This is a genomic window from Amycolatopsis sp. NPDC051373 (assembly GCF_040689465.1).
Taxonomy (GTDB): domain Bacteria; phylum Actinomycetota; class Actinomycetes; order Mycobacteriales; family Pseudonocardiaceae; genus Amycolatopsis.
On the sequence record NZ_JBFBAE010000031.1, the window covers coordinates 101,244 to 125,269 of the forward strand.

Annotated in this window: 12 protein-coding genes and 1 pseudogene; all 13 read left to right on the forward strand. The window is 70.6% G+C overall.

The genetic code is table 11. The features are described 5' to 3' along the window. The first annotated feature begins 59 nt into the window (after nucleotides 1–59). On the forward strand, nucleotides 60–920 hold the full coding sequence (locus AB0383_RS41165) for a M1 family aminopeptidase (RefSeq protein WP_366190157.1): 861 nt from the start codon (nucleotides 60–62) through the stop codon (nucleotides 918–920). 197 nt (nucleotides 921–1,117) lie between these two features. Next, nucleotides 1,118–3,097: a 4-alpha-glucanotransferase gene (gene malQ / locus AB0383_RS41170; RefSeq protein WP_366190158.1), complete on the forward strand. Its 1,980-nt coding sequence runs from the start codon at nucleotides 1,118–1,120 to the stop codon at nucleotides 3,095–3,097. 98 nt (nucleotides 3,098–3,195) lie between these two features. Then, nucleotides 3,196–5,325 carry a glycogen debranching protein GlgX gene (gene glgX, locus AB0383_RS41175; protein WP_364177463.1) on the forward strand — a complete coding sequence of 710 codons (2,130 nt, stop codon included), beginning with the start codon at nucleotides 3,196–3,198 and terminating at the stop codon, nucleotides 5,323–5,325. Continuing rightward, entirely contained in the window at nucleotides 5,322–7,616 is a 2,295-nt protein-coding gene (gene treY, locus AB0383_RS41180; protein WP_366190159.1) for a malto-oligosyltrehalose synthase, read from the forward strand. The genes glgX (AB0383_RS41175) and treY overlap by 4 nt, the downstream gene beginning before the upstream one ends. Then, nucleotides 7,617–9,338 carry a malto-oligosyltrehalose trehalohydrolase gene (gene treZ, locus AB0383_RS41185; RefSeq protein ID WP_366190160.1) on the forward strand — a complete coding sequence of 574 codons (1,722 nt, stop codon included), beginning with the start codon at nucleotides 7,617–7,619 and terminating at the stop codon, nucleotides 9,336–9,338. A 194-nt stretch (nucleotides 9,339–9,532) separates the two neighbouring features. Beyond that, entirely contained in the window at nucleotides 9,533–11,680 is a 2,148-nt protein-coding gene (gene glgX / locus AB0383_RS41190; protein ID WP_364177454.1) for a glycogen debranching protein GlgX, read from the forward strand. A gap of 153 nt (nucleotides 11,681–11,833) precedes the next feature. Further along, nucleotides 11,834–13,390 carry a Re/Si-specific NAD(P)(+) transhydrogenase subunit alpha gene (locus AB0383_RS41195; RefSeq protein ID WP_366190161.1) on the forward strand — a complete coding sequence of 519 codons (1,557 nt, stop codon included), beginning with the start codon at nucleotides 11,834–11,836 and terminating at the stop codon, nucleotides 13,388–13,390. A gap of 7 nt (nucleotides 13,391–13,397) precedes the next feature. Further along, nucleotides 13,398–14,816 carry a Re/Si-specific NAD(P)(+) transhydrogenase subunit beta gene (pntB, locus tag AB0383_RS41200; protein ID WP_366190162.1) on the forward strand — a complete coding sequence of 473 codons (1,419 nt, stop codon included), beginning with the start codon at nucleotides 13,398–13,400 and terminating at the stop codon, nucleotides 14,814–14,816. Between the two features lie 376 nt (nucleotides 14,817–15,192). Continuing rightward, nucleotides 15,193–17,172 (forward strand): maltotransferase domain-containing protein, encoded by a 1,980-nt coding sequence (locus tag AB0383_RS41205; protein ID WP_364177445.1) that lies wholly within the window; start codon nucleotides 15,193–15,195, stop codon nucleotides 17,170–17,172. 199 nt (nucleotides 17,173–17,371) lie between these two features. Continuing rightward, nucleotides 17,372–19,180 carry a maltose alpha-D-glucosyltransferase gene (gene treS / locus AB0383_RS41210; protein ID WP_364177442.1) on the forward strand — a complete coding sequence of 603 codons (1,809 nt, stop codon included), beginning with the start codon at nucleotides 17,372–17,374 and terminating at the stop codon, nucleotides 19,178–19,180. Between the two features lie 5 nt (nucleotides 19,181–19,185). After that, entirely contained in the window at nucleotides 19,186–20,574 is a 1,389-nt protein-coding gene (locus AB0383_RS41215; RefSeq protein WP_364177439.1) for an aminoglycoside phosphotransferase, read from the forward strand. A 4-nt stretch (nucleotides 20,575–20,578) separates the two neighbouring features. Then, nucleotides 20,579–22,807, forward strand: coding sequence for a 1,4-alpha-glucan branching protein GlgB (gene glgB / locus AB0383_RS41220; RefSeq protein WP_366190163.1), 2,229 nt, complete (start codon nucleotides 20,579–20,581; stop codon nucleotides 22,805–22,807). Between the two features lie 137 nt (nucleotides 22,808–22,944). After that, a pseudogene (locus tag AB0383_RS41225) lies at nucleotides 22,945–23,751 on the forward strand (glycoside hydrolase family 16 protein); the annotation flags it as partial. Nucleotides 23,752–24,026 lie beyond the last annotated feature (275 nt).

The window sequence follows — 24,026 nt, forward strand, 5'->3', positions numbered from 1 at the left end:
GGCAACGGCGGCTACGACGTCTCGCGCTACGAGGTGAAGCGCTGCACCTGGAGGCGACCGTGCCGACCGGGTGGACGGTGGTGGGCAACGGGCTGCCCGGCCCGACCACCGCGAACGCCGGGCACACGACGTTCCGCTGGCACGAGGACCACCCGATCGTCTCCTACGCCACGACGATGGCGATCGACAAGTTCACCGTGTACACCTCGAAGCTCGCCGACGGCACGCCCGTGATCACCGCGTACGGGCAGAACACGAGCATCCTCCCCGACTCCGAGGCGCTGCTGCCGAAGATCATGGGCTTCCTGACCGAGGCGTTCGGCCCGTACCCGTTCGACTCGACCGGAGCGATCGTCGTCGAGCCGGAGGCCACCGAGGGCAGCCTCGCGCTGGAGACGCAGACGCGCCCGACCTACGACGGCGCGTTCTTCGACGCGTCGGCCGTGCACGAGCTGGCGCACCAGTGGTTCGGCGACGCGGTGTCCTTTTCGGACTGGCGCGACGGCTGCCTGGCCGAGTGCTTCGCCCAGTACGCCGGGCAGCTGTGGGACGAGGCCGAGAACGGGGCCGACCTCGACGAGAGCTACCGCACGATCGTCGAGCAGAACGCGGGCGACGCGGCCTACTGGCAGGTGCCGATCTACGACCCGGGCAAGGACCGGCCGCTCGACTACGCCCTGTACGACCGGGGCTCGCTCATGCTCCACGCGCTGTGCCGCACGATGGGCGACGACAAGTTCTTCGGCCTGCTGAAGCACTGGATCGCCGCGCACCGCGACGGCAACGCGTCCTGGCCCGACTTCGAGCACTTCGCGTCGGCGCAGGCGGGGCAGGACCTGTCGGGCTTCTTCACCGCGTGGGCGCACAGCTCCGTGATCCCGCCGGTCCAATACCTGCACCCGGGCTCGCTCGCGCGCTGAGCGGGGCGTACTTCACCCGAAATAGTGAAGTGCGCCGCCACGCGTCATTCTGTTCACCGGATGGCCTCTCGGTGGGTGTGGCGGTGACCGGCCGGCACGCCCCCCGACTGGCCGGTCACCGCTGTACGCATCCGGCATTCGGGTGCCGCCCGGCGAGGCGATTGGCGCACCCCGGCGCGGGCCGCGACACTGGGCCGGTGCAGAGCCCGACCGCCTCCGGATCACCGACCCCCGCCGTTTCGCCCGAGCTGGCCGAGCTGGCCGCCGCCTACGGCGTGGCGACCCACTACGAGAACTCCGACCGCGTGGAAGTCCGGGTCGAGGCCGAGGTGGTCGTCGCCGTCCTCGCACAGTTCGACGTGGACGCCTCGAGCGCGGAGTCGATCCGCCGCGCACTGGAGCGCGTCCGAGCGGCCCGGGCGTCGGCCGACCTGCCGCCCACGATCGTCGTGCGCGCCGGTGCCACGCGCGAGCTGGGCCGCGAGGTCACCGTCGAGCTGGAGGACGGCACGACTCGCGACGTCGGCACCACGCTGCCGGCCGACCTGCCGCTGGGCTGGCACCACGTCGTAGCCGGCGAGCGCCGGGTGCCGCTGGCCGTGGTCCCGGCGAAGCTGCCCGAGGTGCCCGCCGCGTGGGGCTGGATGCTGCAGCTCTACGCCCTGCACTCGGCCGGGTCGTGGGGGATGGGCGACTTCGGCGACCTCCGGACCACGGCCACGCGCTCGGCCGCCGAGCTCGGCGCGGGTGTGCTGCTGGTCAACCCGGTGCAGGCGTTCAGCCCCGCGCACCCCGTGGAGCGCTCGCCTTACTCGCCGTCGAGCAGGCGCTTCGCGAACCCCGTGTACCTGCGGGTCACCGACACCGAGGCGTTCGCCAAGGCCGACGAGGCCACGCGCACGAAGGTGCTGGCCCTGGCCCCGGACGCGGTTCCGGACCTGATCGACTACGACGCCGTGTGGGACGCCAAGCGCACCGCGCTCGAGCTGCTGCGCCCGCACCACCCGCGGCCCGTCGAGCTCCACGGCGATCTGCGCGACTTCGCGACGTTCGGCGCGCTGGCCGAGGTCCACGGCGCCGACTGGCGCGAGTGGCCCGAGGCGCTGCGCGACCCGGCGAGCCCCGAGGTGGCCGCGGCCCGCGAGAAGCTGGCCGACCGCGTCGAGTTCCACGGCTGGCTCCAGCAGCTGTGCCACGAGCAGCTCGACGAGGTCCGTCTCGCGGCGCGTGAGGCCGGGATGACGGTGGGTGTCGTGCACGACCTGCCCGTCGGCGTGCACCCCGGCGGCGCCGACACGTGGGCGCTGCGCGACGTGTTCGCGGCCCGCGTGCGCGTGGGCGCGCCGCCCGACGCGTTCAACCAGCAGGGCCAGGACTGGAATCTCCCGCCGTGGCGGCCCGACCGCCTCGCCGAGGCCGGGTACGCGCCGTTCCGAGACGTCATCCGCGGCGTGTTGCAGCACGCCGACGGCATCCGCGTGGACCACATCGCGGGCCTGTGGCGTCTGTGGTGGATCCCGCCGGGCGAGCCCGCCGGCCGCGGCACCTACGTGCACTACGACGCCGAGGCGATGCTCGGCGTCCTCGCGCTGGAGGCCCACCGTGCCGGCGCCGTGGTGGTCGGCGAGGACCTCGGCACGGTCGAGGAGACCGTCACCGAGACCATGCACGAACGCGGCGTGCTCAGCTCCGCCGTGCTGTGGTTCCAGCGCGACTGGGACGCACCGGGCAAACCGTTCGTCCGCCCCGCGGACTGGGACCCGCACGCGATGGCGAGCATCTCGACCCACGACCTGCCCACCGTGTCCGGCTGGCTCGAAGCGGAGCACGTGCGCGTCCGGGCCGAGCTGGGCCTGCTCGACCGGCCCGTGGAGCAGGAGTGCACGGAGGCGGCGGCCGAACGCGGCGCGCTGCTCGACCTCGTTGCGCGCGAAGGCATCCCCGCCGACGACCCGGTGGTGGCCCTGCACACGCTCCTGGCCTCGGCGGCGTCACGCCTGGTGCTCACCTCGCCCGCCGACGTGATCGGCGAACGGCGCCAGCCCAACCTGCCCGGAACGGTCGACCAGTACCCTAACTGGCGGATCCCGCTCCCCGTCAGTGTCGACGGGTTCTTCGCCGACGCGCGGGTGCGTGCGGCGGTCGCCCCGCTCAAGGCCGCCCGCCCGCTCCCGTAACCGCCCGGGCCGGCCTTCGTGGTTCGAGACCCGCCCGCGCGGGTAAGTCAGTCTTCCCCGAGAAACCCGACAAACCGATGTCCCCCAAGGAGAGTCCCGTGCGTCCCTGGCCCGGAAGGCCCTACCCGCTCGGCGCCACCTACGATGGGGTGGGCACGAACTTCGCCCTGTTCTCCGAAGTCGCCGAGTACGTGGAGCTCTGCCTGTTCGACGAGGACGGCACGGAAACGTGTTCGCGCCTGGAGGAGGTCGACGGGTTCGTCCACCACGGCTACCTGCTCGGCATCGGTCCCGGTCAGCGCTACGGCTTCCGCGTGCACGGCCCGTACGACCCTGACCGCGGCCTGCGCTGCAACCCGAACAAGGTCCTGATCGACCCGTACGCCAAGGCGCTTTCGCGTGGCGTCGACTGGTCGGAGGCGCTGTTCGGGTACGAGTTCGAAAACCCGGAGACGCGCAACGACCAGGACTCGGCCGGGCACGTGCCGTACTCGCTGGTGGTGAGCCCGTTCTTCGACTGGGCCAACGACCGCGCGCCGCGCACGCCCTACCACGAGACCGTGATCTACGAGGCGCACGTGCGCGGCATGACGATGACGCACCCGTTCGTGCCCGACCGCCTGCGCGGCACGTATGCCGGTCTCGCGCACCCCGCCGTGATCGAGCACCTGAAGAAGCTCGGCGTCACGGCGGTGGAGCTCATGCCGGTGCACCAGTTCGTGACCGACCACGGCCTGGACCAGAAGGGCCTGCGCAACTACTGGGGCTACAACACCATCGGCTTCTTCGCGCCCCACGACGCCTACGCGGCGATGCCGGGGCAGGGCGGGCAGGTGCAGGAGTTCAAGGGCATGGTCCGCGCCCTGCACGAAGCCAACATCGAGGTGATCCTCGACGTCGTCTACAACCACACCGCCGAGGGCAACCACCTCGGCCCGACGCTGTCCATGCGCGGCATCGACAACGAGGCCTACTACCGGCTGGTCGAGGACGAGCCGAAGTACTACATGGACTACACGGGCACGGGCAACTCGCTCAACGTCCGCAACCCCCACACGTTGCAGCTGATCATGGACTCGCTGCGCTACTGGGTCACCGAGATGCACGTGGACGGGTTCCGCTTCGACCTCGCCTCGGCGCTGGCGCGCGAGTTCTACGACGTCGACCGCCTGTCCACGTTCTTCGAGCTCGTGCAGCAGGACCCGATCGTGAGCCAGGTCAAGCTCATCGCCGAGCCATGGGACGTCGGCCCCGGTGGCTACCAGGTGGGTAACTTCCCGCCGCTGTGGACGGAGTGGAACGGGCAGTACCGCGACACCGTGCGCGACTTCTGGCGCGGCGAACCTTCGACGCTGGGGGAGTTCGCCTCCCGCATCACAGGCTCGTCGGACCTCTATCAGGACGACGGCCGACGGCCGTTCGCGTCGATCAACTTCGTCACCGCCCACGACGGCTTCACGCTCGAGGACTTGGTGTCCTACAACGAGAAGCACAACGAAGCCAACGGCGAGGACAACCGCGACGGCGCCGACGACAACCGGTCGTGGAACTGCGGCGTGGAGGGCCCGACCGAGGACGAGGAGGTCCTCGCGCTGCGCGCCCGCCAGCGCCGCAACCTGCTCGCCACCGTGCTGCTGTCCCAGGGCGTGCCGATGCTGCTGCACGGCGACGAGCTCGGCCGCACGCAGCAGGGCAACAACAACGCCTACTGCCAGGACTCCGAACTGTCCTGGATGGACTGGGCGCTCGCCAAGGAGAACGCCGACCTCGTCGACTTCACCGCGGCGCTCACCGCGTTCCGCAAGCGCCACCCGGTGTTCCGGCGTCGCCGGTTCTTCCAGGGCAAGCCGGTGCGCAAGGGCGAGGAGCTCGGCGACATCGCGTGGTTCACCCCGGCCGGAGAGGAGATGACCGAGCAGAACTGGGACGACGGCTTCGGCAAGTCCGTGGTCATCTTCCTCAACGGCGAGGGCATCTCCGACCTCGACCCGCGCGGCATGGCGGTGGTCGACGAGTCGTTCCTGCTCGCGTTCAACGCGCACTACGAGGACATCGCGATGACTTTGCCCGCCAACGGGTACGGCACCGAGTGGACGGTCGTCGTCGACACGGCCACCGGTCAGGTCGGACAGTCCGATGTGGACCCGGTGCCGGGCGGTGGCAAGCACACGCTCGCCGCGCGGTCGCTCGTGGTGCTGCAGCGCACCGGCCGGGAGGAGCAGGAGTGAACCCGCCGTCCTCGACGTACCGGGTTCAGCTGCGCCCGGAGTTCACCTTCACCGACGCCGCCGGGATCGTCGACTACCTGCGCTCGCTCGGTGCGGGTGCGCTCTACGCCTCGCCGGTGCTCGACGCGACCACCGGCTCCGCGCACGGCTACGACGTGGTCGACCCGACCCGTGCGCGGCCGGAGCTGGGCGGCGAGGAAGCCCGTCAGGTGCTCGTGGCGCGGCTGAAGTCCGCCGGGCTCACGCTCGTGGTCGACATCGTGCCGAATCACATGTCCGTCGAGGTCCCGAAGCTCAACCGCTGGTGGTGGGACGTGCTCCGCCACGGGCAGGCGTCGGAATACGCGGGGTTCTTCGACATCGACTGGAGCCGCGGCAAGGTGCTGCTGCCCGTGCTCGGCGAGGACGCGGCCGTCGCCGAGCTGACCGTGGACCGCTCTGGTGACGACGACGAACTGGTCTACTACGACCACCGCTTCCCGATCGCGCCCGGCACCGGCGAGGGCACGCCGCAGGAGGTGCACGCGCGCCAGCACTACGAGCTCGTCGGCTGGCGCCGCGGCAACGCCGAACTGAACTACCGCCGCTTCTTCGACATCACGAACCTCGCGGCTGTCACGGTCGAGAAGGCCGAGGTGTTCGCCGAAACGCACGGCGAGGTGCTGCGCTGGGTGGCCGACGGCGACGTCGCCGGCCTGCGCGTGGACCACCCGGACGGCCTGGCCGACCCGGGCGGCTACCTGCGCCGGCTGCGCGCGGGCGCGCCCGACGCGTGGCTGGTCGTGGAGAAGATCTTGCACCCGGGCGAGGCGCTGCCGCAGAGCTGGCCGGTCGACGGCACCACCGGCTACGACGCGCTCAACGAGATCACCGGCGTGTTCGTGGACCCGGCCGCGAAGCCCGTGTTCACCCGGCTCGTGGGTGAGCTGGGCGGACGCACCGACTACCTCGCCGTGGAAGAGCAAGCGCGGCGCCTGGTCACCGACCGGATCCTCGTGGCCGAGGTGCACCGCATCGCGGGCCTGGTCGAGGGTGTCGAGCCGGACGCCGCGCGCGCCGCCGTGGCCGAGGTGATGATCGCCTTCGGTGTCTACCGCTCGTACCTGCCGGAGGGCGCCGCCGAGTGGACGGGCGCCGTCGAGCGCGCGCGGTCGCGCCGGCCCGACCTGGGCGAGGCCCTGACCGCGCTGGACACACAGGTCCGCGCGGAACCCGGAGGCGAGCTGGCGACGCGCGTCCAGCAGACGTCCGGCATGGTCGTGGCCAAGGGCACCGAGGACACGACCTTCTACCGCTTCACCCGTTTCGCCGCGCTCAACGAGGTCGGCGGCGACCCCGACCGCTTCGGGCGCGGCGTGGCCGAGTTCCACGAGCTGGCCGCGGGCCGTGCCGCCGGACGCCCGGCGAGCATGACCACGCTGACCACGCACGACACCAAGCGCTCCGAGGACACGCGGGCGCGGCAGGCGGCGTTGTCGGAGCTGGCCGAGGAGTTCGGCGACGCCGTGCGCCGCTGGACGAAGCGCCGCGGCATCGACGAGCCGGCGCTGAACCTGCTGGCGTGGCAGACGCTCGTGGGCGCGTGGCCCATCGCGCCCGAGCGCCTGCGCGACTACCTCGACAAGGCGGCGAAGGAGTCGAAGCTCCGCACCACCTGGACCGACCACGACGAGGTGTTCGAGCAGGCCGTCGCGGCGTGGCCCGAGCAGGTGCTGGGCGATGCCGAGCTGAGGGCGGAGGTCGAGGAGTTCGTCGGGAAGCTGCGCGGTCCGGGCTGGGTGACCTCGCTGGGCCAGAAACTGGTGCAGCTGGCCGGGCCGGGCGTGCCGGATGTCTACCAGGGCACCGAGCTGTGGGACTTCTCGCTCGTGGACCCGGACAACCGGCGCGAGGTCGACTACGGCGCGCGCCGCGAGATCCTCGAGCGCGTGCTGGCCGGCGAGCAGCCGGAGGTCGACGAAACCGGTGCCGCGAAGCTGCTGCTGGTCCACCGGACGCTGACGCTGCGGCGCGAACGGCCTGAGCTGTTCACCGGCTACCGCCCGCTGAAGGCCGAGGGCGCGGCCGCCGAGCACCTGCTGGCGTTCCAGCGCGGGGAGGACCTGGCGGTGGCCGTGACGCGGCTGCCCGTCGCGCTCGAGAAGACCGGCGGCTGGCGCGACACCGTGCTGCCGCTGACGGATGGCTTCTGGACCGACGTGCTCACCGGCCGTGCGGTCGGCGACGCGCCCCTGGCCGCGGCGCTGTTCGACAAGTACCCGGTGGCTCTTCTGGTGCGAGGGGATTCCTGAATGTTCACCGTGTGGGCGCCCGCCGCGGACCGCGTGCGGGTGCGCGTCGACGGCACTGACCACGAGATGCGCCCGACCGCCGGCGGCTGGTGGCAGGCCGACGTCACCGGTACCGACTACGCCTTCCTTCTCGGCGACGACGACAAGCCGCTGCCGGACCCGCGTTCGCTGCGCCAGCCGGCCGGCGTCCACGAGGCTTCGCGCGCCTACGACCACGCCGAGTTCGAGTGGACCGACGGCGCGTGGACCGGCCGTCCGCTGCCCGGCGGCGTCGTCTACGAGCTGCACTTGGGCACCTTCACCGAGGGCGGCACGTTCGATTCGGCGATCGAGCGGCTCGGCCACCTCGTGGACCTCGGCATCACGCACGTCGAACTGCTGCCGGTGAACTCGTTCGACGGCACGGCCGGCTGGGGCTACGACGGCGTGCTGTGGGGCGCGGTGCACGAGCCCTACGGCGGACCGGACGGCCTCAAGCGGTTCGTCGACGCGTGCCACTCCCGCGGCCTCGCCGTGGTGCTGGACGTCGTCTACAACCACCTCGGCCCCTCGGGCGCCTACCTCGATCGCTTCGGCCCGTACTTCGCCGGCCACACCGACTGGGGCGCGGGCCTCAACCTCGACGGCCCGGGTTCCGACGAGGTGCGCCGGTACGTGCTCGACAACGCGCTGGGCTGGCTACGCGACTTCCACGTGGACGCGCTGCGGCTCGACGCCGTCCACGCGCTGGTGGACAAGCGCGCCACACACCTGCTGGAGGAGCTGTCCACCGAGGTCGGCGAGCTGTCCGCGGCCGTGCGCCGCCCGCTCACCCTGATCGCCGAGTCGGACCAGAACGACCCGCGGCTCGTGACCCCGCGTGAGGGCGGCGGCTACGGCGTGCACGCGCAGTGGTCCGACGACCTGCACCACACGCTGCACGTCCGCATCACCGGCGAGACTTCCGGTTACTACGCGGACTTCGCCGCGCCCGGCGCGCTCGCGAAAACGTTGCGCGAGGTGTTCTTCCACGCCGGCACCTGGTCGTCGTTCCGTGAACGCACCCACGGCCGCCCGGTGGACACGCGGAAGGTACCGGGTCACCGGTTCCTCGCGTACCTGCAGAACCACGACCAGATCGGCAACCGCGCCACCGGCGACCGGCTCTCGGCCACCGTCGCGCCGGGCCGGATCGCGGCCGCGGCCGCGGTGGTGTTCTGCTCGCCGTACACGCCGATGGTGTTCATGGGCGAGGAGTGGGCGGCGAGCACGCCGTGGCAGTTCTTCGCTTCCTTCCCCGACCCGGAGCTTGCCGAGGCTGTGCGCACGGGCCGGCGGCGTGAGTTCGGCCGCCACGGCTGGGGCGAGGCCGACGTGCCGGACCCGATGGACCCGGCGACCGTCGCGCGCTCGCGGCTCGACTGGTCCGAGCCGGAGCAGCCGGCGCACCAGGAGATGCTGCGGACCTACCGCACGCTGATCCGGCTGCGCCGCGAACGGCCCGAGTTGGCGAACCCGAGCCTCGACGGATTCGTCGTGCGGGCGGCTCCGGACGATTCGTGGCTCGTGCTGCACCGCGGCGCGCTGAGACTCGCCTGCAACTTCGGCGAAACCACGGCGACCGTCCCACTGGGCGGGACGCCGGGGGAGGTCCTGGCGTCCTGGGACACGCCGGAGTTCGACCATGCCGGTGAATCCGTGCGGCTTCCTCCCGCGTCTTTCGTGCTGGTGGCCACCTCCTGACCGGCGTTTACCAATCCGGCCAAAAGTAGGCCGACCCCTACTCGACACGTAACCGTACCTGCGAAGCCATTCGGCCGTGACTGTGGTCGGATTGGTAACGATCGGCACAGTTCGCGGGAAATCCGGCACTTTTCCCGAAAAGTTCAGCCGGGTAGCCGGACCCGCGGGACCGGCCGGTTTGGGAGGATCTCCCCATGGCAACACGACCCGCTTCCGACACCCAGGTCCTGGCCGGCCGCCCCTTTCCGCTCGGCGCTCACCCGGAAGCCGGAGGGGTGCGGTTCGCCGTCACCTCGGCGGTGGCCGACGCCGTGGAGGTCTGCCTCCTCGGCGACGACGGCACCGAGCGCCGGATCGAGCTCACCGAGCGGACGTTCGGCGTCTGGCACGGGCTGGTCCCGGGCGTGACGCCGGGGCAGCGCTACGGCTACCGCGTGCACGGCCCGTACGACCCGGGACGAGGGCTGCGCTGCAACCCGGCGAAGCTGCTCGTGGACCCGTACGCGCACCGGATCAGCGGCCGCCTGACCGACCTGGCGGCCGCGCAGGGGTTCGTGGGCGACCCGGACCGCGGTCAGGCGTCCACTGTGGACTCACTAGGCAGCGTGCCGCTGTCAGTGGTCACTTCGCCCGGCGGGCCGGACACGGGCGTGAAGCCCGAAGTGCCGTTCGAGGAGTCGGTGATCTACGAGTTGCACGTGAAGGGGTTCACCGAGCTGCACCCGTTCATCCCGGAAGCGCTGCGCGGCACCTACCTGGGCCTCGCGCACCCGGTGGCGATCGAGCACCTCACCCGGCTCGGCGTGACCACAGTGGAGCTGCTGCCCGTGCACGCGTTCGCCGACGAACCGTCGCTGGTGCGCGCGGGCCGGCACAACTACTGGGGCTACTCGCCGCTGGGCTACTTCGCGCCGCACCCGGGATACGCGAGCGAACCCGGCCGCGAGATCGAGGAGTTCCGGACGATGGTGGCCGCGCTGCACGCGGCCAACATCGAGGTGATCGTCGACGTCGTCTTCAACCACACCTGCGAGGGCGGCCCCGACGGGCCCACGCTGTTCCTGCGCGGGCTCGACGCGCCGACGTACTACCTGCACACCAAACGCGGGCAGATGGCCGACATCACCGGCTGCGGCAACACCCTCGACTCGGGCTCGCCGACCGTGGTCCGGCTCGTCACCGACTCGCTGCGGTACTGGACGCAGGAGCTCGGCGTCGACGGCTTCCGGTTCGACCTCGCGAGCACGCTGGGCCGCCCGCGCGGCGGCATGTTCGACCGCGACTCCACCATGCTCACGGCCATCACCACCGACCCGGTCCTGTCGCGGTGCAAGCTCATCGCCGAACCCTGGGACGCGACGGGGGAGGGCTACCGCGTCGGCGACTTCGGTGCGCAGTGGGCCGAGTGGAACGGCCGCTACCGCGACACCCTGCGCGACTTCTGGCGGGGGGTCACGGGTGTGCGCGACCTCGCGTACCGGCTCTCGGGTTCGTCGGACCTCTACGACCACAACCTGCGCCGGCCGTGGCAGTCGGTCAACTTCGTGACCGCCCACGACGGCTTCACGTTGCGGGATCTGGTGTCCTACAACGAAAAGCACAACGAGGACAACGGCGAGGACAACCGCGACGGCACCACCGACAACCGCTCGTGGAACCACGGTGTGGAGGGCGAGACCGCCGACCAGGCGATCGTCGCTCTGCGCACCCGCCAGGCGCGCAACCTCTTCGCCACGCTGCTTCTGTCCACCGGCACGCCGATGTTCGTCGCGGGCGACGAGATGTGGCGGACCCAGGGTGGCAACAACAACGCCTACTGCCTCGACGACGAGACGTCGTGGGTCGACTGGACGCCCTCGGCCGCGTCGGAGCCGATGCTCGCCTTCGCCCGGCGCGTGGTGCGCCTGCGCGCGAGCAGCCCCGCGCTGCGCCAGCCGGAGTTCTTCGAAGGCCGCACCACGCCCACCGGCAAACCGGACCTCATCTGGTTCCGGCCCGATGGCGAGGAGTTCGACGAGATCGACTGGTTCGACGAGAGCCGCCGCACGCTGTGCATGTGGATCGACGGGTCCAATTCCCAGGCCCGCAACCGCGAGGGCGAGCTGGTCACCGACCACTCGTGGCTGCTGATCCTGCACGCCGGCGAGGACGACGTGGAGGTGGTGCTGCCCGGACCCGAGTACGGTGCCACCTACAAACCCACGCTCGACACGGGCACGGCCGACGGCAGCCCCGCGTACGTCGGGGTGCTGGAACCGAAGACCCGCATCGTCGTGGCGGCCCGGTCGTTGCAGCTGCTCCGAGCGCCACGGGACTTCGTGTCGGGCCCTCAGCCGCTTTAGCGCGGGGAGCCGGCGGTCCCCGAGGTGCATCGATCAAGAGGTTTCGCAGAAATCGGTCAAGAGATCACTCTCACCTCGGAACGCCGGAATCCCCCTCGTCATCCGGATCGTTGGATGTTGAAATCCAGCGTGGCTATCCCCGAGGAGAAGTGCATGAGCGACGACGGCACCGGATCCGAGCCCGGTCTGCGTATCGGACTGGTCGCGGAGTCGACGAAAACCGAGACCCGTGTCGCGCTGACGCCGGACACCGTGCGCAAGGCCATCGGCCTGGGTTACCGCGTGGTTGTGGAGTCCGGGGCCGGCGTGCGATCGGGGTTCGACGACGAGGCCTACCTGTCCGCGGGCGCCGAGGTGTCGGCCGATCCGGTGTGGGACGCGGACGTGGTCGTCACCGTCAACGCGCCCGACCCGGGCGAAATCGAGAGCTTGCGCCCGGGCACGACGCTGGTGTCGATGCTGGCCCCGGCGCTCGAGCCGGATCGGCTGGCGGCGCTGGCCCAGCGCGGGGTCACGGCGTTGGCGATGGATGCGGTTCCGCGCATTTCGCGGGCGCAGTCGCTGGACGTGCTGAGCTCGATGGCGAACATCGCCGGCTACCGCGCGGTGATCGAGGCCGCGCATGTGTTCGGCCGGTTTTTCACGGGCCAGGTCACCGCGGCCGGGAAGGTGCCGCCGGCGAAGGTGCTCGTGGCGGGGGCCGGGGTGGCCGGGCTCGCGGCGATCGCCGCGGCCAACAGCCTGGGTGCGGTGGTGCGGGCGACCGACCCGCGGCCGGAGGTGGCCGACCAGGTCCGGTCGCTCGGTGGCGAGTACCTGGCGGTCGAGGTCGAGCAGGAGGCCAGTACCGACGGGTATGCGAAGGCGACGTCGGAGGCCTACGACAAGCGGGCGGCGGAGATCTACTCCGAGCAGGCCGCGGACGTGGACATCGTCATCACGACCGCGCTCATCCCGGGCCGGCCGGCGCCGAAGCTGCTCACGGCCGAGCAGGTGGCGTCGATGAAGCCGGGCAGCGTCGTGGTCGACATGGCCGCGGCGCAGGGCGGCAACGTCGCCGGCACCGAGGCCGGGGAGGTCGTGACGACCGACAACGGGGTCACGCTGATCGGTTACACCGATCTGCCGGGCCGGTTGCCCGCGCAGGCCTCGCAGCTCTACGGCACGAATGTGGTGAACCTGCTGAAGCTGCTGACGCCGGAGAAGGACGGCAGGCTCGCCCTCGACTTCGAGGACGTCGTGCAGCGCGGGCTGACGGTGGTTCGTGACGGTGAGGTGTTGTGGCCGCCGCCGAAGGTGTCGGTGAGCGCGGCCCCGCCGCCCGCACCCGCCCCGCAGGCTGCGGCACAGCCGGAGAAGCCCAAGTCGCCGTGGGCCCGGGCGGTGGTCGCGGTGATCGGCGCGGTGGTCCTGTTCCTGGCGTCGGCGTTCGCGCCGCCGGAGCTGGCGGGGCATCTGACGGTGTTCGTGCTCGCCATCGTGATCGGTTTCTACGTGATCGGCAACGTGCATCACGCGTTGCACACGCCGTTGATGTCGGTGACCAATGCGATCTCGGGGATCATCGTCGTCGGCGCGATCCTGCAGATCGCCGGCGGCGGGATCGCCACCACCATCCTGGCCGGAGCCGCCGTGCTGCTGGCCGCCATCAACATCGTCGGTGGGTTCATGGTGACCCGCCGGATGCTGTCGATGTTCTCGAGGAGCTGAGTGACCAGTGCACGCTGAAACGTGGAAGTCGGCGGCGTACCTGATCGCCGCCCTGTTGTTCGTCGCCAGCCTCGCGGGGCTGGCCAAGCACGAGACCTCGCGCCGCGGGGTCTGGTTCGGGATCGCCGGCATGGCGATCGCGCTGGTCGCGACCGCGGTCACCGCGCTGGGCCTGGCCTCGGGCCTCGGCATCACGCTGCTGCTGATCGCGCTCGTGATCGGCGCGGCGATCGGGGTGTGGCGGGCGCGCGTGGTCGAGATGACCGGCATGCCCGAGCTGATCGCGCTGATGCACAGCTTCGTCGGCCTGGCCGCGGTGCTGGTGGGCTGGAACGGGTTCCTCGAGGTCGAGGGGAACGACGCGCAGACGGAGCTGGTGGGGTCGCTGCTGGGCATCCACCACGCCGAGGTCGTGATCGGCGTGTTCATCGGCGCCGTGACTTTCACCGGCTCGATCATCGCGTTCCTCAAGCTGTCGGCGCGGATCCCGTCCAAGCCGCTGCAGCTGCCGGGCAAGAACGTGCTCAACCTCGGCGCGCTGGTCGCGTTCGCGGTGCTCACGGTGTTCTTCGTGCTCACCCCCGCGACCTGGCTGCTCGTGGTGGTCACGGTGCTCGCGCTGGCGCTCGGCGTCCACCTGGTCGCCTCGATCGGCGGCGGTGACATGCCGGTGGTCGTGTCGATGCTCAACAGCTACTCGGGCTGGGCCGCGGCCGCGTCGGGCTTCTTGCTGGGCAACGACTTGCTGATCATCACCGGCGCGCTCGTCGGCTCCTCCGGTGCTTACCTGTCCTACGTGATGTGCAAGGCGATGAACCGCTCGTTCATCTCCGTCATCGCGGGTGGCTTCGGCGCGCCGGCGACCAGCGGCCCGGCGGAGGTCACCGGCGAGCACCGCGAGATCGACGCCGCCGGGGTGGCCGAGCTGCTCTCGAACGCGAGCTCGGTGGTCATCACGCCGGGTTACGGCATGGCGGTCGCGCAGGCGCAGTCGCCGGTGGCCGAGCTGACGCGGCGACTGCGCGAGCAGGGCGTGAACGTGCGGTTCGGGGTGCACCCCGTCGCCGGCCGGCTGCCCGGGCACATGAACGTGCTGCTTGCCGAGGCGAAGGTGCCCTACGACATCGTCCTGGAGATGGACGAGATCAACGACGACCTGGCCGACACCGACGTCGTGCTCGTGATCGGGGCCAACGACACGGTGAACCCGTCGGCGGCGGAGGATCCGGGCAGCCCGATCGCCGGCATGCCGGTGCTGCGGGTCTGGGAGGCCGGCAACGTCGTGGTGTTCAAGCGGTCCATGGCGCCGGGCTACGCGGGGGTGCAGAACCCGTTGTTCTTCCGCGACAACAGCCAGATGCTCTTCGGCGACGCCAAGGAACGGGTGCAGGACATCCTCGCCGCGCTTCCGGCCCGCGTCGGGTAGCACCCCGAGCAGTCCCGCCCGACACCTGTGCCGCCGGCTCCCGGAGCCGGTGGCACCGTCGTGTTCGGAGCCCATTGTGGACAGTCGGGCGCGAACCACCGCGCGGCGACTCACGGCTGATTGTGAACGGCGCTCGACTTCCGTGTTACGGGGAAACCGCCAAAACCATGCGCGGGTGATTGTTCCGGCGTTCGAGTTGCGAATGCACCGAACGTGTGGGAACGGCGAAAACTTCGTCCGGCCGGAGCCGTTTCGCCCGACCGGGTGGCGGGTACAACCGTAAAAGGCCCCGCTGTCAAGGGCTTTGAGGGAATCAGGCACACTGACCGTGCTCGCGTTCGCGGGGGATCAGCGGAGTCAAAAGAGGGGCGTTGCCATGACCGGCCGGCTCGGTATCGACGACGTCAGCCCCACGGTCAGCTGCGGCCGCTACCCGGCCAAAGCCGTTGTGGGGGAACACTTTCCGGTGTCCGCGACGGTGTGGCGCGAAGGCCACGACGCCGTGTCGGCCACCGTCGCGTGGCGCGGTCCCGGCGACCGCGTGTCGCGGCAGACGCGGATGGCCGAGCGAGGCAAGGGATTGGACCTCTTCGCCGCGGTGATCGTGCCTGACACCGAGGGCCTGTGGACCTACCGCGTCGACGCGTGGAGCGACCCGTGGGCCACGTGGGAACATGCGGTGGAGGTCAAGATCGCGGCGGGACAGGGGCCCGAGGACCTCGCCAACGACCTCGAGAACGGGGCGCGCCTGCTCGAGCGCGTGTCCCGCCGGCCCGAGCGCCGGGCCGAGCGCGCATTGCTTGCCGGCGCGGCCACCGATCTGCGCGACGCCGGCCGCGACCTCGCCGAGCGCGTGGGCGCCGCGCTTTCGCCCGAAGTGCGCCACTTGATGCACGAATTCCCCGTGCGGGAACTGATCACCAAGGGCAAACCGCTGAAGCTGTGGGTCGACCGCAAGCGTGCGGCCTTCGGTTCCTGGTACGAGGTCTTCCCGCGTTCCACGGGCGGGGTCGACGAGCGCGGCAACGCCGTCCACGGCACGTTCGCCACCGCCGCGCGTTCACTCGACCGGGTCGCGGACATGGGCTTCGACGTGGTGTACCTGCCGCCGATCCACCCGATCGGGCGAGTGAACCGCAAGGGCCCCAACAACACGCTCGTCGCCACGCCCGAGGACGTCGGCTCGCCGTGGGCCATCGGCGCCGACGAGGGCGGCCACGACGCGATCCACCCGGACCTCGGCACGTTCGAGGACTTCGACGCCTTCGTCGCACGCGCCGAAGAGCTCGGCATGGAGGTGGCGCTCGACCTCGCGCTGCAGGCCGCGCCCGATCACCCGTGGGTGCTCAAGCACCCGGAGTTCTTCACCACCCGCCCGGACGGCACGATCGCCTACGCCGAGAACCCGCCGAAGAAGTACCAGGACATCTACCCGGTCAACTTCGACAACGACCCGCGCGGCGTCTACGACGAGGTGCTCCGCGTCGTGCTCCACTGGGTGTCGCACGGGGTGCGCATCTTCCGGGTCGACAACCCGCACACCAAGCCGCCGGACTTCTGGGCGTGGCTGATCCAGTCGGTCAAGGACGCGCACCCGGACGTGCTGTTCCTGGCCGAGGCGTTCACGCGCCCGGCGCGGCTGTGGGGCCTGGCGAAGCTCGGCTTCACCCAGAGCTACACCTACTTCACCTGGCGTACGAGCAAGGAGGAGCTGACCGAGTTCGGGACCGATCTGGTCGAACACTGGAACGAAGGCCGCCCCAACCTTTTCGTGAACACCCCGGACATCCTCCACGAGTCGCTGCAGCACGGCGGGCCGGGAATGTTCGCGTTGCGGGCGGCGCTGGCCGCCACGCTGTCGCCGACGTGGGGTGTCTACTCCGGGTACGAGCTCTACGAGCACCAGCCGGTGCGCGAGGGCAGCGAGGAGTACCTCGATTCGGAGAAGTACCAATTACGTCCGCGCGACTTCGAGCGGGCGCTGGCCGAAGGCCGCTCGCTGGAGCCGTGGATCACGAAGCTCAACACCATCCGCAAGACCCATCCGGCGTTGCAGGGTATGCGGACCCTGCGGTTCCACCACGTCGACAACGGCGCGCTGCTCGCCTACTCCAAACAGGACCCGGCGACCGGCGACACCGTCGTCACGGTGGTGAACCTCGATCCGCACGGTGCGCAGGAAGGCACCCTGTGGCTCGACCTGGAGTCGCTCGGTTTCGACTGGCACGAGCGGCTCATCGCCCACGACGAGGTCACCGGGGAGACCTGGGACTGGGGCCAGGCCAACTTCGTCCGGCTCGAACCGTGGCGTGCGGTCGCGCACGTGGTCGCGGTCCGACGCCGGCTCGCGGCATAGCTGTGTTTCCGGTTCCCCATCCGACCACAGTCACGGCGGGAACAGTCGCCACACGCAGTAACGCGCGACGGGGTTCCCGCCTCCTTTTGGTCGGATGGGGAACGAGGCCCCTTCACGAAATTTCCAGCCACCCTGCACGCACGGCACGCGGCAGGGACGATCGAACGTACCGCCGGAACGCGGGACGAGGTGGAGTTTGATGGACGACGAGAGCCGGCCCGACGCAGCTCTGGGCCTGGACGGTGTTCCGCACACGGGTGAGGCGATAACCGCCGAGGGCCTGCTCGTGGAACCGCAGGCCGACGAGTTCGCACACGCCGAAGCGGCGCCGCGCGACCCGCACTGGTTCAAGGGCGCCGTGTTCTACGAGGTGCTCGTGCGCGCCTTCACCGACTCGAACGGGGACGGCACGGGCGACCTGCGCGGCCTCGCGAGCCGGCTGGACTACCTGGAGTGGCTCGGCGTCGACTGCCTGTGGCTGCCGCCGTTCTACGCTTCGCCGCTGCGCGACGGCGGTTACGACATCAGCGACTTCCGCTCGGTGCTGCCGGAGTTCGGCACCGTCGAGGACTTCGTGTACCTGCTCGGCGAAGCGCACAAGCGCGGCATCCGGGTCATCACCGACCTGGTGCTGAACCACACCTCCGACGCGCACCCGTGGTTCCAGCAGTCGCGTTCGGACCCGGACGGCCCGTACGGCGACTACTACGTGTGGAGCGACGACGACTCGCGCTACGCCGACGCGCGCATCATCTTCGTCGACACCGAGACGTCGAACTGGACCTACGACCCGGTGCGCGGCCAGTTCTACTGGCACCGCTTCTTCAGCCACCAGCCGGACCTCAACTACGAGAACCCGGCCGTGCAGGAAGCGATGATCGACGTGCTGCGGTTCTGGCTCGACCTCGGCATCGACGGGTTCCGGCTCGACGCCGTGCCGTACCTGTTCGAGCAGGAGGGCACCAACTGCGAGAACCTGCCGCGTACGCACGAGTTCCTCAAGCACTGCCGCAAGGTCGTCGACGACGAGTTCCCCGGCCGGATCCTGCTGGCCGAGGCGAACCAGTGGCCCTCGGACGTGGTCGAGTACTTCGGCGACCAGGCGGTCGGTGGCGACGAGTGCCACATGGCGTTCCACTTCCCGCTGATGCCGCGCATCTTCATGGCCGTGCGGCGCGAGTCGCGGTTCCCGATCTCGGAGATCCTGCTGCAGACCCCGCAGATCCCGAGCGGCACGCAGTGGGGCATCTTCCTGCGCAACCACGACGAACTCACGCTCGAGATGGTGTCGGACGAAGAGCGCGACTACATGTACTCCGAGTACGCCAAGGACCCGCGGATGAAGGCCAACATCGGCATCCGCAGGCGCCTGGCGCCGCTGCTGGACAACGACCGCAACCAGCAGGAGCTGTTCACGGCGATGCTGCTGTCGCTGCCGGGCTCGCCCGTTCTGTACTACGGTGACGAGATCGGCATGGGAGACAACATCTGGCTCGGCGACCGCGACGCGGTCCGCACGCCGATGCAGTGGACACCGGACCGCAACGCGGGCTTCTCCTCGTGCGACCCCGGCCGCATCTACCTGCCGGTGATCATGGACCCGGTCTACGGCCACCAGGCCGTCAACGTCGAGGCTCAGTCGAACAACGCGTCCTCGCTGCTGAACTGGACACGGCGGATGATCGAGGTGCGCAAGCAGCACCACGCGTTCGCCGAGGGCGACTTCGTGGACCTCGGCGGGTCCAACCCGAGCGTGCTGGCGTACAAGCGCGAGTGGCGTCGTCCCGACGGGTGCATGGACGTGGTGCTGTGTGTGAACAACCTGTCGCGGTTCCCGCAGCCGGTGGAGCTCGACCTGTCCGGTCACCGCGGGTCCGTGCCGGTGGAGCTCACCGGCGGGGTGCGATTCCCGGAGGTCGGTGAACTGCCGTACCTGCTCACGCTGCCCGGTCACGGGTTCTACTGGTTCCAGCTCCTCGAGCGGGAAGCCGAAGGCGAAATGAGGTGAGTGCCTTGAACGACCACGGGCACCTGGTGGAGCAGCTCGTCGCCGAGCTGCCGGTCTGGCTCCCGGCGCAGCGGTGGTTCGCGGGCAAGGACCGGCCGATCACGGCCGTCCGCGCGCTCGCGTCCACCGAGCTGGTCGAAGGCGACCCGCAGCTGTTGCACGTGGTCGTCGAGGTGGTGCAGGGCGAGCGGTCCGAGCCCTACCAGCTGCTGGTAGGGCGCCGTTCGCACCCGCCGGAGATTTCGTCGTCGGCGTGGATCGGCGCCGACGGCGGCCTCAACTTCTACGAGGCGAGCGGCGACGCGGACCTGACCGCGGTGCTGCTCGACCACGTGGTGGCCGGCGACCGCGTCGGCCCGCTGGTGTTCGAGCACGAGCCCGGCGCGCAGCTGACCGGCGGGCTGCGCGCGCGGCCCATCACCTCCGAGCAGAGCAACACGTCGCTGGTGTACGGCGGCCAGTACATCCTCAAGCTGTTCCGCAAGCTCAGTCCCGGGACGAACAAGGACCTGCTGCTGCACCGCGCGCTGCAGAAGGCGGGCTGCGAGCACATCGCCGAGGTCGTCGGCTCGATCACCGGCGAGCTCGCCGGGGAGCCGGCGACGATCGCGATGCTGCAGGTGTTCCTGCCCGACGCCGTCGACGGCTGGGCCATGGCCACCACGAGCGTGCGCGACCTGATGGCCGAGCCGGAGCTGCACCCGGACGAGGTCGGCGGCGACTTCGCCGGCGAAGCCGAACGCCTCGGCGCGGCGGTGGCGCACGTGCACACCGACCTCGCTGCGGCGCTGGGCGCGCACCTGGTGGACGAGTCCGAGCTCGCCCGCACGGTGGCGGGCATGACCGAGCGGCTCGACCGCGTCGCCCGCGACGTCCCGCAGCTGGCCGAGCACGCGCCCGCGCTGCACAAGGTGTACGCCGCGCTGCATGAGCTGCCGCCGGGCCGGCCGGAGATCTCGATGCAGTACATCCACGGCGACCTGCACTTGGGCCAGGTGCTGCGCACGGTCGGCGGCTGGCTGCTGCTCGACTTCGAGGGTGAGCCGGCCGCGCCGTTGGAGGAGCGCCACGCGCTGCGCTCGCCGCTGCGTGACGTCGCGGGCATGCTGCGCTCGTTCGACTACGCGGCCAGGCAGCTGTTGGTCGGGCAGCCGGAAGACCCGGCCACGACGGAGCGCGCGCTCGAGTGGGCGCTCCGCAACCGCACGGCTTTTTGCGACGGGTACGCCGGGGCCGCCGGCCCGATCGGCGACCCGCGCGAGCACGGAGAGCTGCTTCGTGCGTTCGAACTCGACAAAGCGGTGTACGAAGTGGCCTACGAGCACGCGAACCGGCCCGACTGGCTGGCCGTGCCCATGGCGGCGATCGCCCGCATCGCCCACGGAGGTGTGTGAAGACGTGAACGCGGTTTCCCGGGATCTGCCCGCGGCGGCTCCGTCCCCGCAGGACATCGACCGGCTGTTGGCCGGCTCGCACCACGACCCGCACTCGGTGCTCGGCGTGCACGCCCAAGGCACGGTGGGCATCGGCAGCACGAGCCCCGGCACCGTCGTGGCGCGCGCCTTGATACCGGGGGCGAAGTCGGTCTCCGTGCTGGCGGGGGACCGTCGGTTCCCGCTGGAGCGCGTGGCCGACGCGTTGTTCGCGGCCCCGCTGCCCGAGCACCCGGGCGACTACCGCCTCGAGGTCGACTACGACGGGCACACCGTGGTCACCGACGACCCGTACCGCTGGCTGCCCACCGTCGGCGAGCTCGACCTGCACCTCATCGGCGAGGGCCGGCACGAACGGCTGTGGGACGTCCTCGGCGCACACGTGCGCGACTACGACACGCCCCACGGCGCGACCGAGGGCGTGTCGTTCGCGGTGTGGGCGCCGACCGCGCGCGGCGTGCGGGTGATCGGCGACTTCAACGGCTGGGAGGGCCGCGGGCACGCGATGCGCTCGCTCGGCTCGTCGGGCGTGTGGGAGCTGTTCGTGCCCGACGTGCCGGTCGGCTCCTGCTACAAGTTCCGGATCCTCGGCGCCGACGGGCACTGGCACGAGAAGGCCGATCCGATGGCGTTCGCGACCGAGGTGCCGCCCGCGACCGCGTCGAAGGTCACGAAGTCGGCCTACACCTGGGCCGACGACGAGTGGACCGCACGACGCGAGGCGACGAACTGGGCCGACGCCCCGATGAGCGTCTACGAGGTCCACCTCGGCTCGTGGCGGCCCGGGCTGGACTACCGCGAGCTGGCCGACCAGCTCGCCGACTACGTGAGCGACACCGGCTTCACCCACGTCGAGTTCCTGCCCGTGGCGGAGCACCCCTTCGGCGGTTCGTGGGGCTACCAGGTCACCTCGTACTACGCGCCGACCTCGCGGTTCGGCTCGCCCGACGACTTCCGCTACCTCGTGGACCACCTGCACCAGCGGGGGATCGGCGTGCTCGTGGACTGGGTGCCCGCGCACTTCCCGCGCGACATCTGGGCGCTCGCGCGCTTCGACGGCAGCCCGCTCTACGAGCACGAGGACCCGCGCCGCGGCGAGCAGCCCGACTGGGGCACGCTCGTGTTCAACTTCGGCCGCAACGAGGTGCGCAACTTCCTCGTGGCCAACGCGCTGTACTGGCTCGAGGAGTTCCACCTCGACGGCCTGCGCGTGGACGCCGTCGCGTCGATGCTCTACCTCGACTACTCGCGCAAGGACGGCGAGTGGCTGCCCAACGAGTACGGCGGCCGCGAAAACCTCGACGCCGTGCGGTTCCTGCAGGAGCTGAACGCGACCGTCTACAGGCGACACCCGGGTGTGGTGATGGTGGCCGAGGAGTCCACGGCGTGGCCGGGCGTCACGCGGCCGACGCACCTCGGCGGGCTCGGCTTCGGCTTCAAGTGGAACATGGGCTGGATGCACGACACGCTGCGCTACCTCGGCCACGAGCCGATCCACCGCGCGTACCACCACAACGAGATGACGTTCTCACTCGTGTACGCGTGGAGCGAGAACTTCGTGCTGCCGCTCTCGCACGACGAAGTGGTGCACGGCAAGGGTTCCCTGTGGGAGCGCATGCCGGGCGACGACTGGAACAAGGCGGCGGGCCTGCGTTCGCTGCTGGCCTTCATGTGGGCCCACCCGGGCAAGCAGCTGCTGTTCATGGGCGGCGAGTTCGGGCAGCCGCGGGAGTGGTCGGAGTCGCGCGCGCTCGACTGGCACCTCCTGGAGGCGCCGCTGCACCGCGGGGTGCAGGACCTGCTGCGCCGGCTCAACGACATCTACCGGTCCACGGCCGCGCTCTTCAGCGGTGACGTGCACCCGGAGGGCTTCCAGTGGATCGACGCCAACGACTCGGCCGGCAACGTGCTCAGCTTCCTGCGCGTCGGCTCGGACGGTTCGAGGCTGGCGTGCATCGCGAACTTCGCGGGCGTGCCGCACCACGACTACCGCGTGGGCCTGCCCGCCGCCGGACGCTGGACCGAGCTGCTGAACACCGACGCCGAGGTCTACGGCGGGTCCGGGGTCGGCAACCTGGGTGCGGTCGAGGCGGTCGCCAAGCCTTGGCACGGGCTGTCGGCATCGGCGATGCTGCAGCTGCCGCCGAACGGTGTCCTGTGGCTGCTGGAGGAGGCCACGGTTACCGCCGAGTGAGGTTGTCGGAAAATTCCTCACGTTGACTCTTGTCGGTGAATGCCGCCGCGGGTTAGCTTTGTTGTGATCCACAACAAACCCGGGGTGGCGCCGCCAGGCCGCCCCTCGAGTGACGAGGGATGACGACGATGAAGTCTCTGAAGACGTCTGCCCGGTGGCGGCTGCTGGCGATCCCGGCGGCTCTGGCGATGGCGGCCGGCCTGACCCTCGCGGTCGCGCCGGCCGGCAGCGCGGCGCCCGCCGCCAGTTTCACCGACGACTTCGACGGGCCCGCGGGCAGCCCGGCCGACGGCTCGAAGTGGAACTACGAGACCGGCGACAACGTGAACAACCACGAGCGCGAGTGGTACACCTCCGGTGCGGCCAACGCGGCGCTCGACGGTCAGGGCCACCTGGTGATCACGGCGAAAAAGGAGAGCTCGGGCAACAACTGCTGGTACGGCCCGTGCGAGTACACCTCGGCGCGGCTCAACACCTCCGGCAAGTTCTCCACGGGCTCCGGCCACGTCGAGGTCCGCATGAAGCTTCCGCGCGGGCAGGGCATGTGGCCCGCCTTCTGGATGCTCGGCGGCGGCAACTGGCCGACGGACGGCGAGATCGACGTCATGGAGAACATCGGCAAGGAGCCGAACACCGTGCACGGCACGATCCACGGCCCGGGCTACTCCGGCGCCAACGGCATCGGCGCGGCCTACAACGGGCCGAACTTCTCCGACGACTTCCACACCTACGCGGTGGACTGGTCCACGAACAAGATCGTGTGGTCGGTGGACGGCAACGCCTACGAGACGCGCACGCCGGCCGACCTGAACGGCAACAAGTGGGTCTACGACCACCCGTTCTTCCTCATCCTCAACCTCGCCGTGGGCGGCGACTGGCCCGGTGACCCGGACGGTGGCACGCAGTTCCCGCAGCAGCTCGTGGTCGACTACGTGCACGTGAGCTGAGCGTCCGCTTCGGACGTTTCACGCCACCGGACGCCTCCGCGAATTCGGGCCGCGGCGGTGGGCGGAGATCGGGCGGGCGCGGATCTCCGCGGCTTCGCCCGGCTCGACTTGCGGCGAGCCGGGCGAAGCTCCGGAAACCGGCTGGCCCGGGGTGATCAGACCTGGCCCGGGGGGGGGGGTTGCCGGGGGGGCGGCGAAGTAACCGCCGGCGTAACTGCCCGCCAATGCCAGCGGGCCGGGCCCCCCCCGAGGCCGCGTCGGCGAGGTCCGGG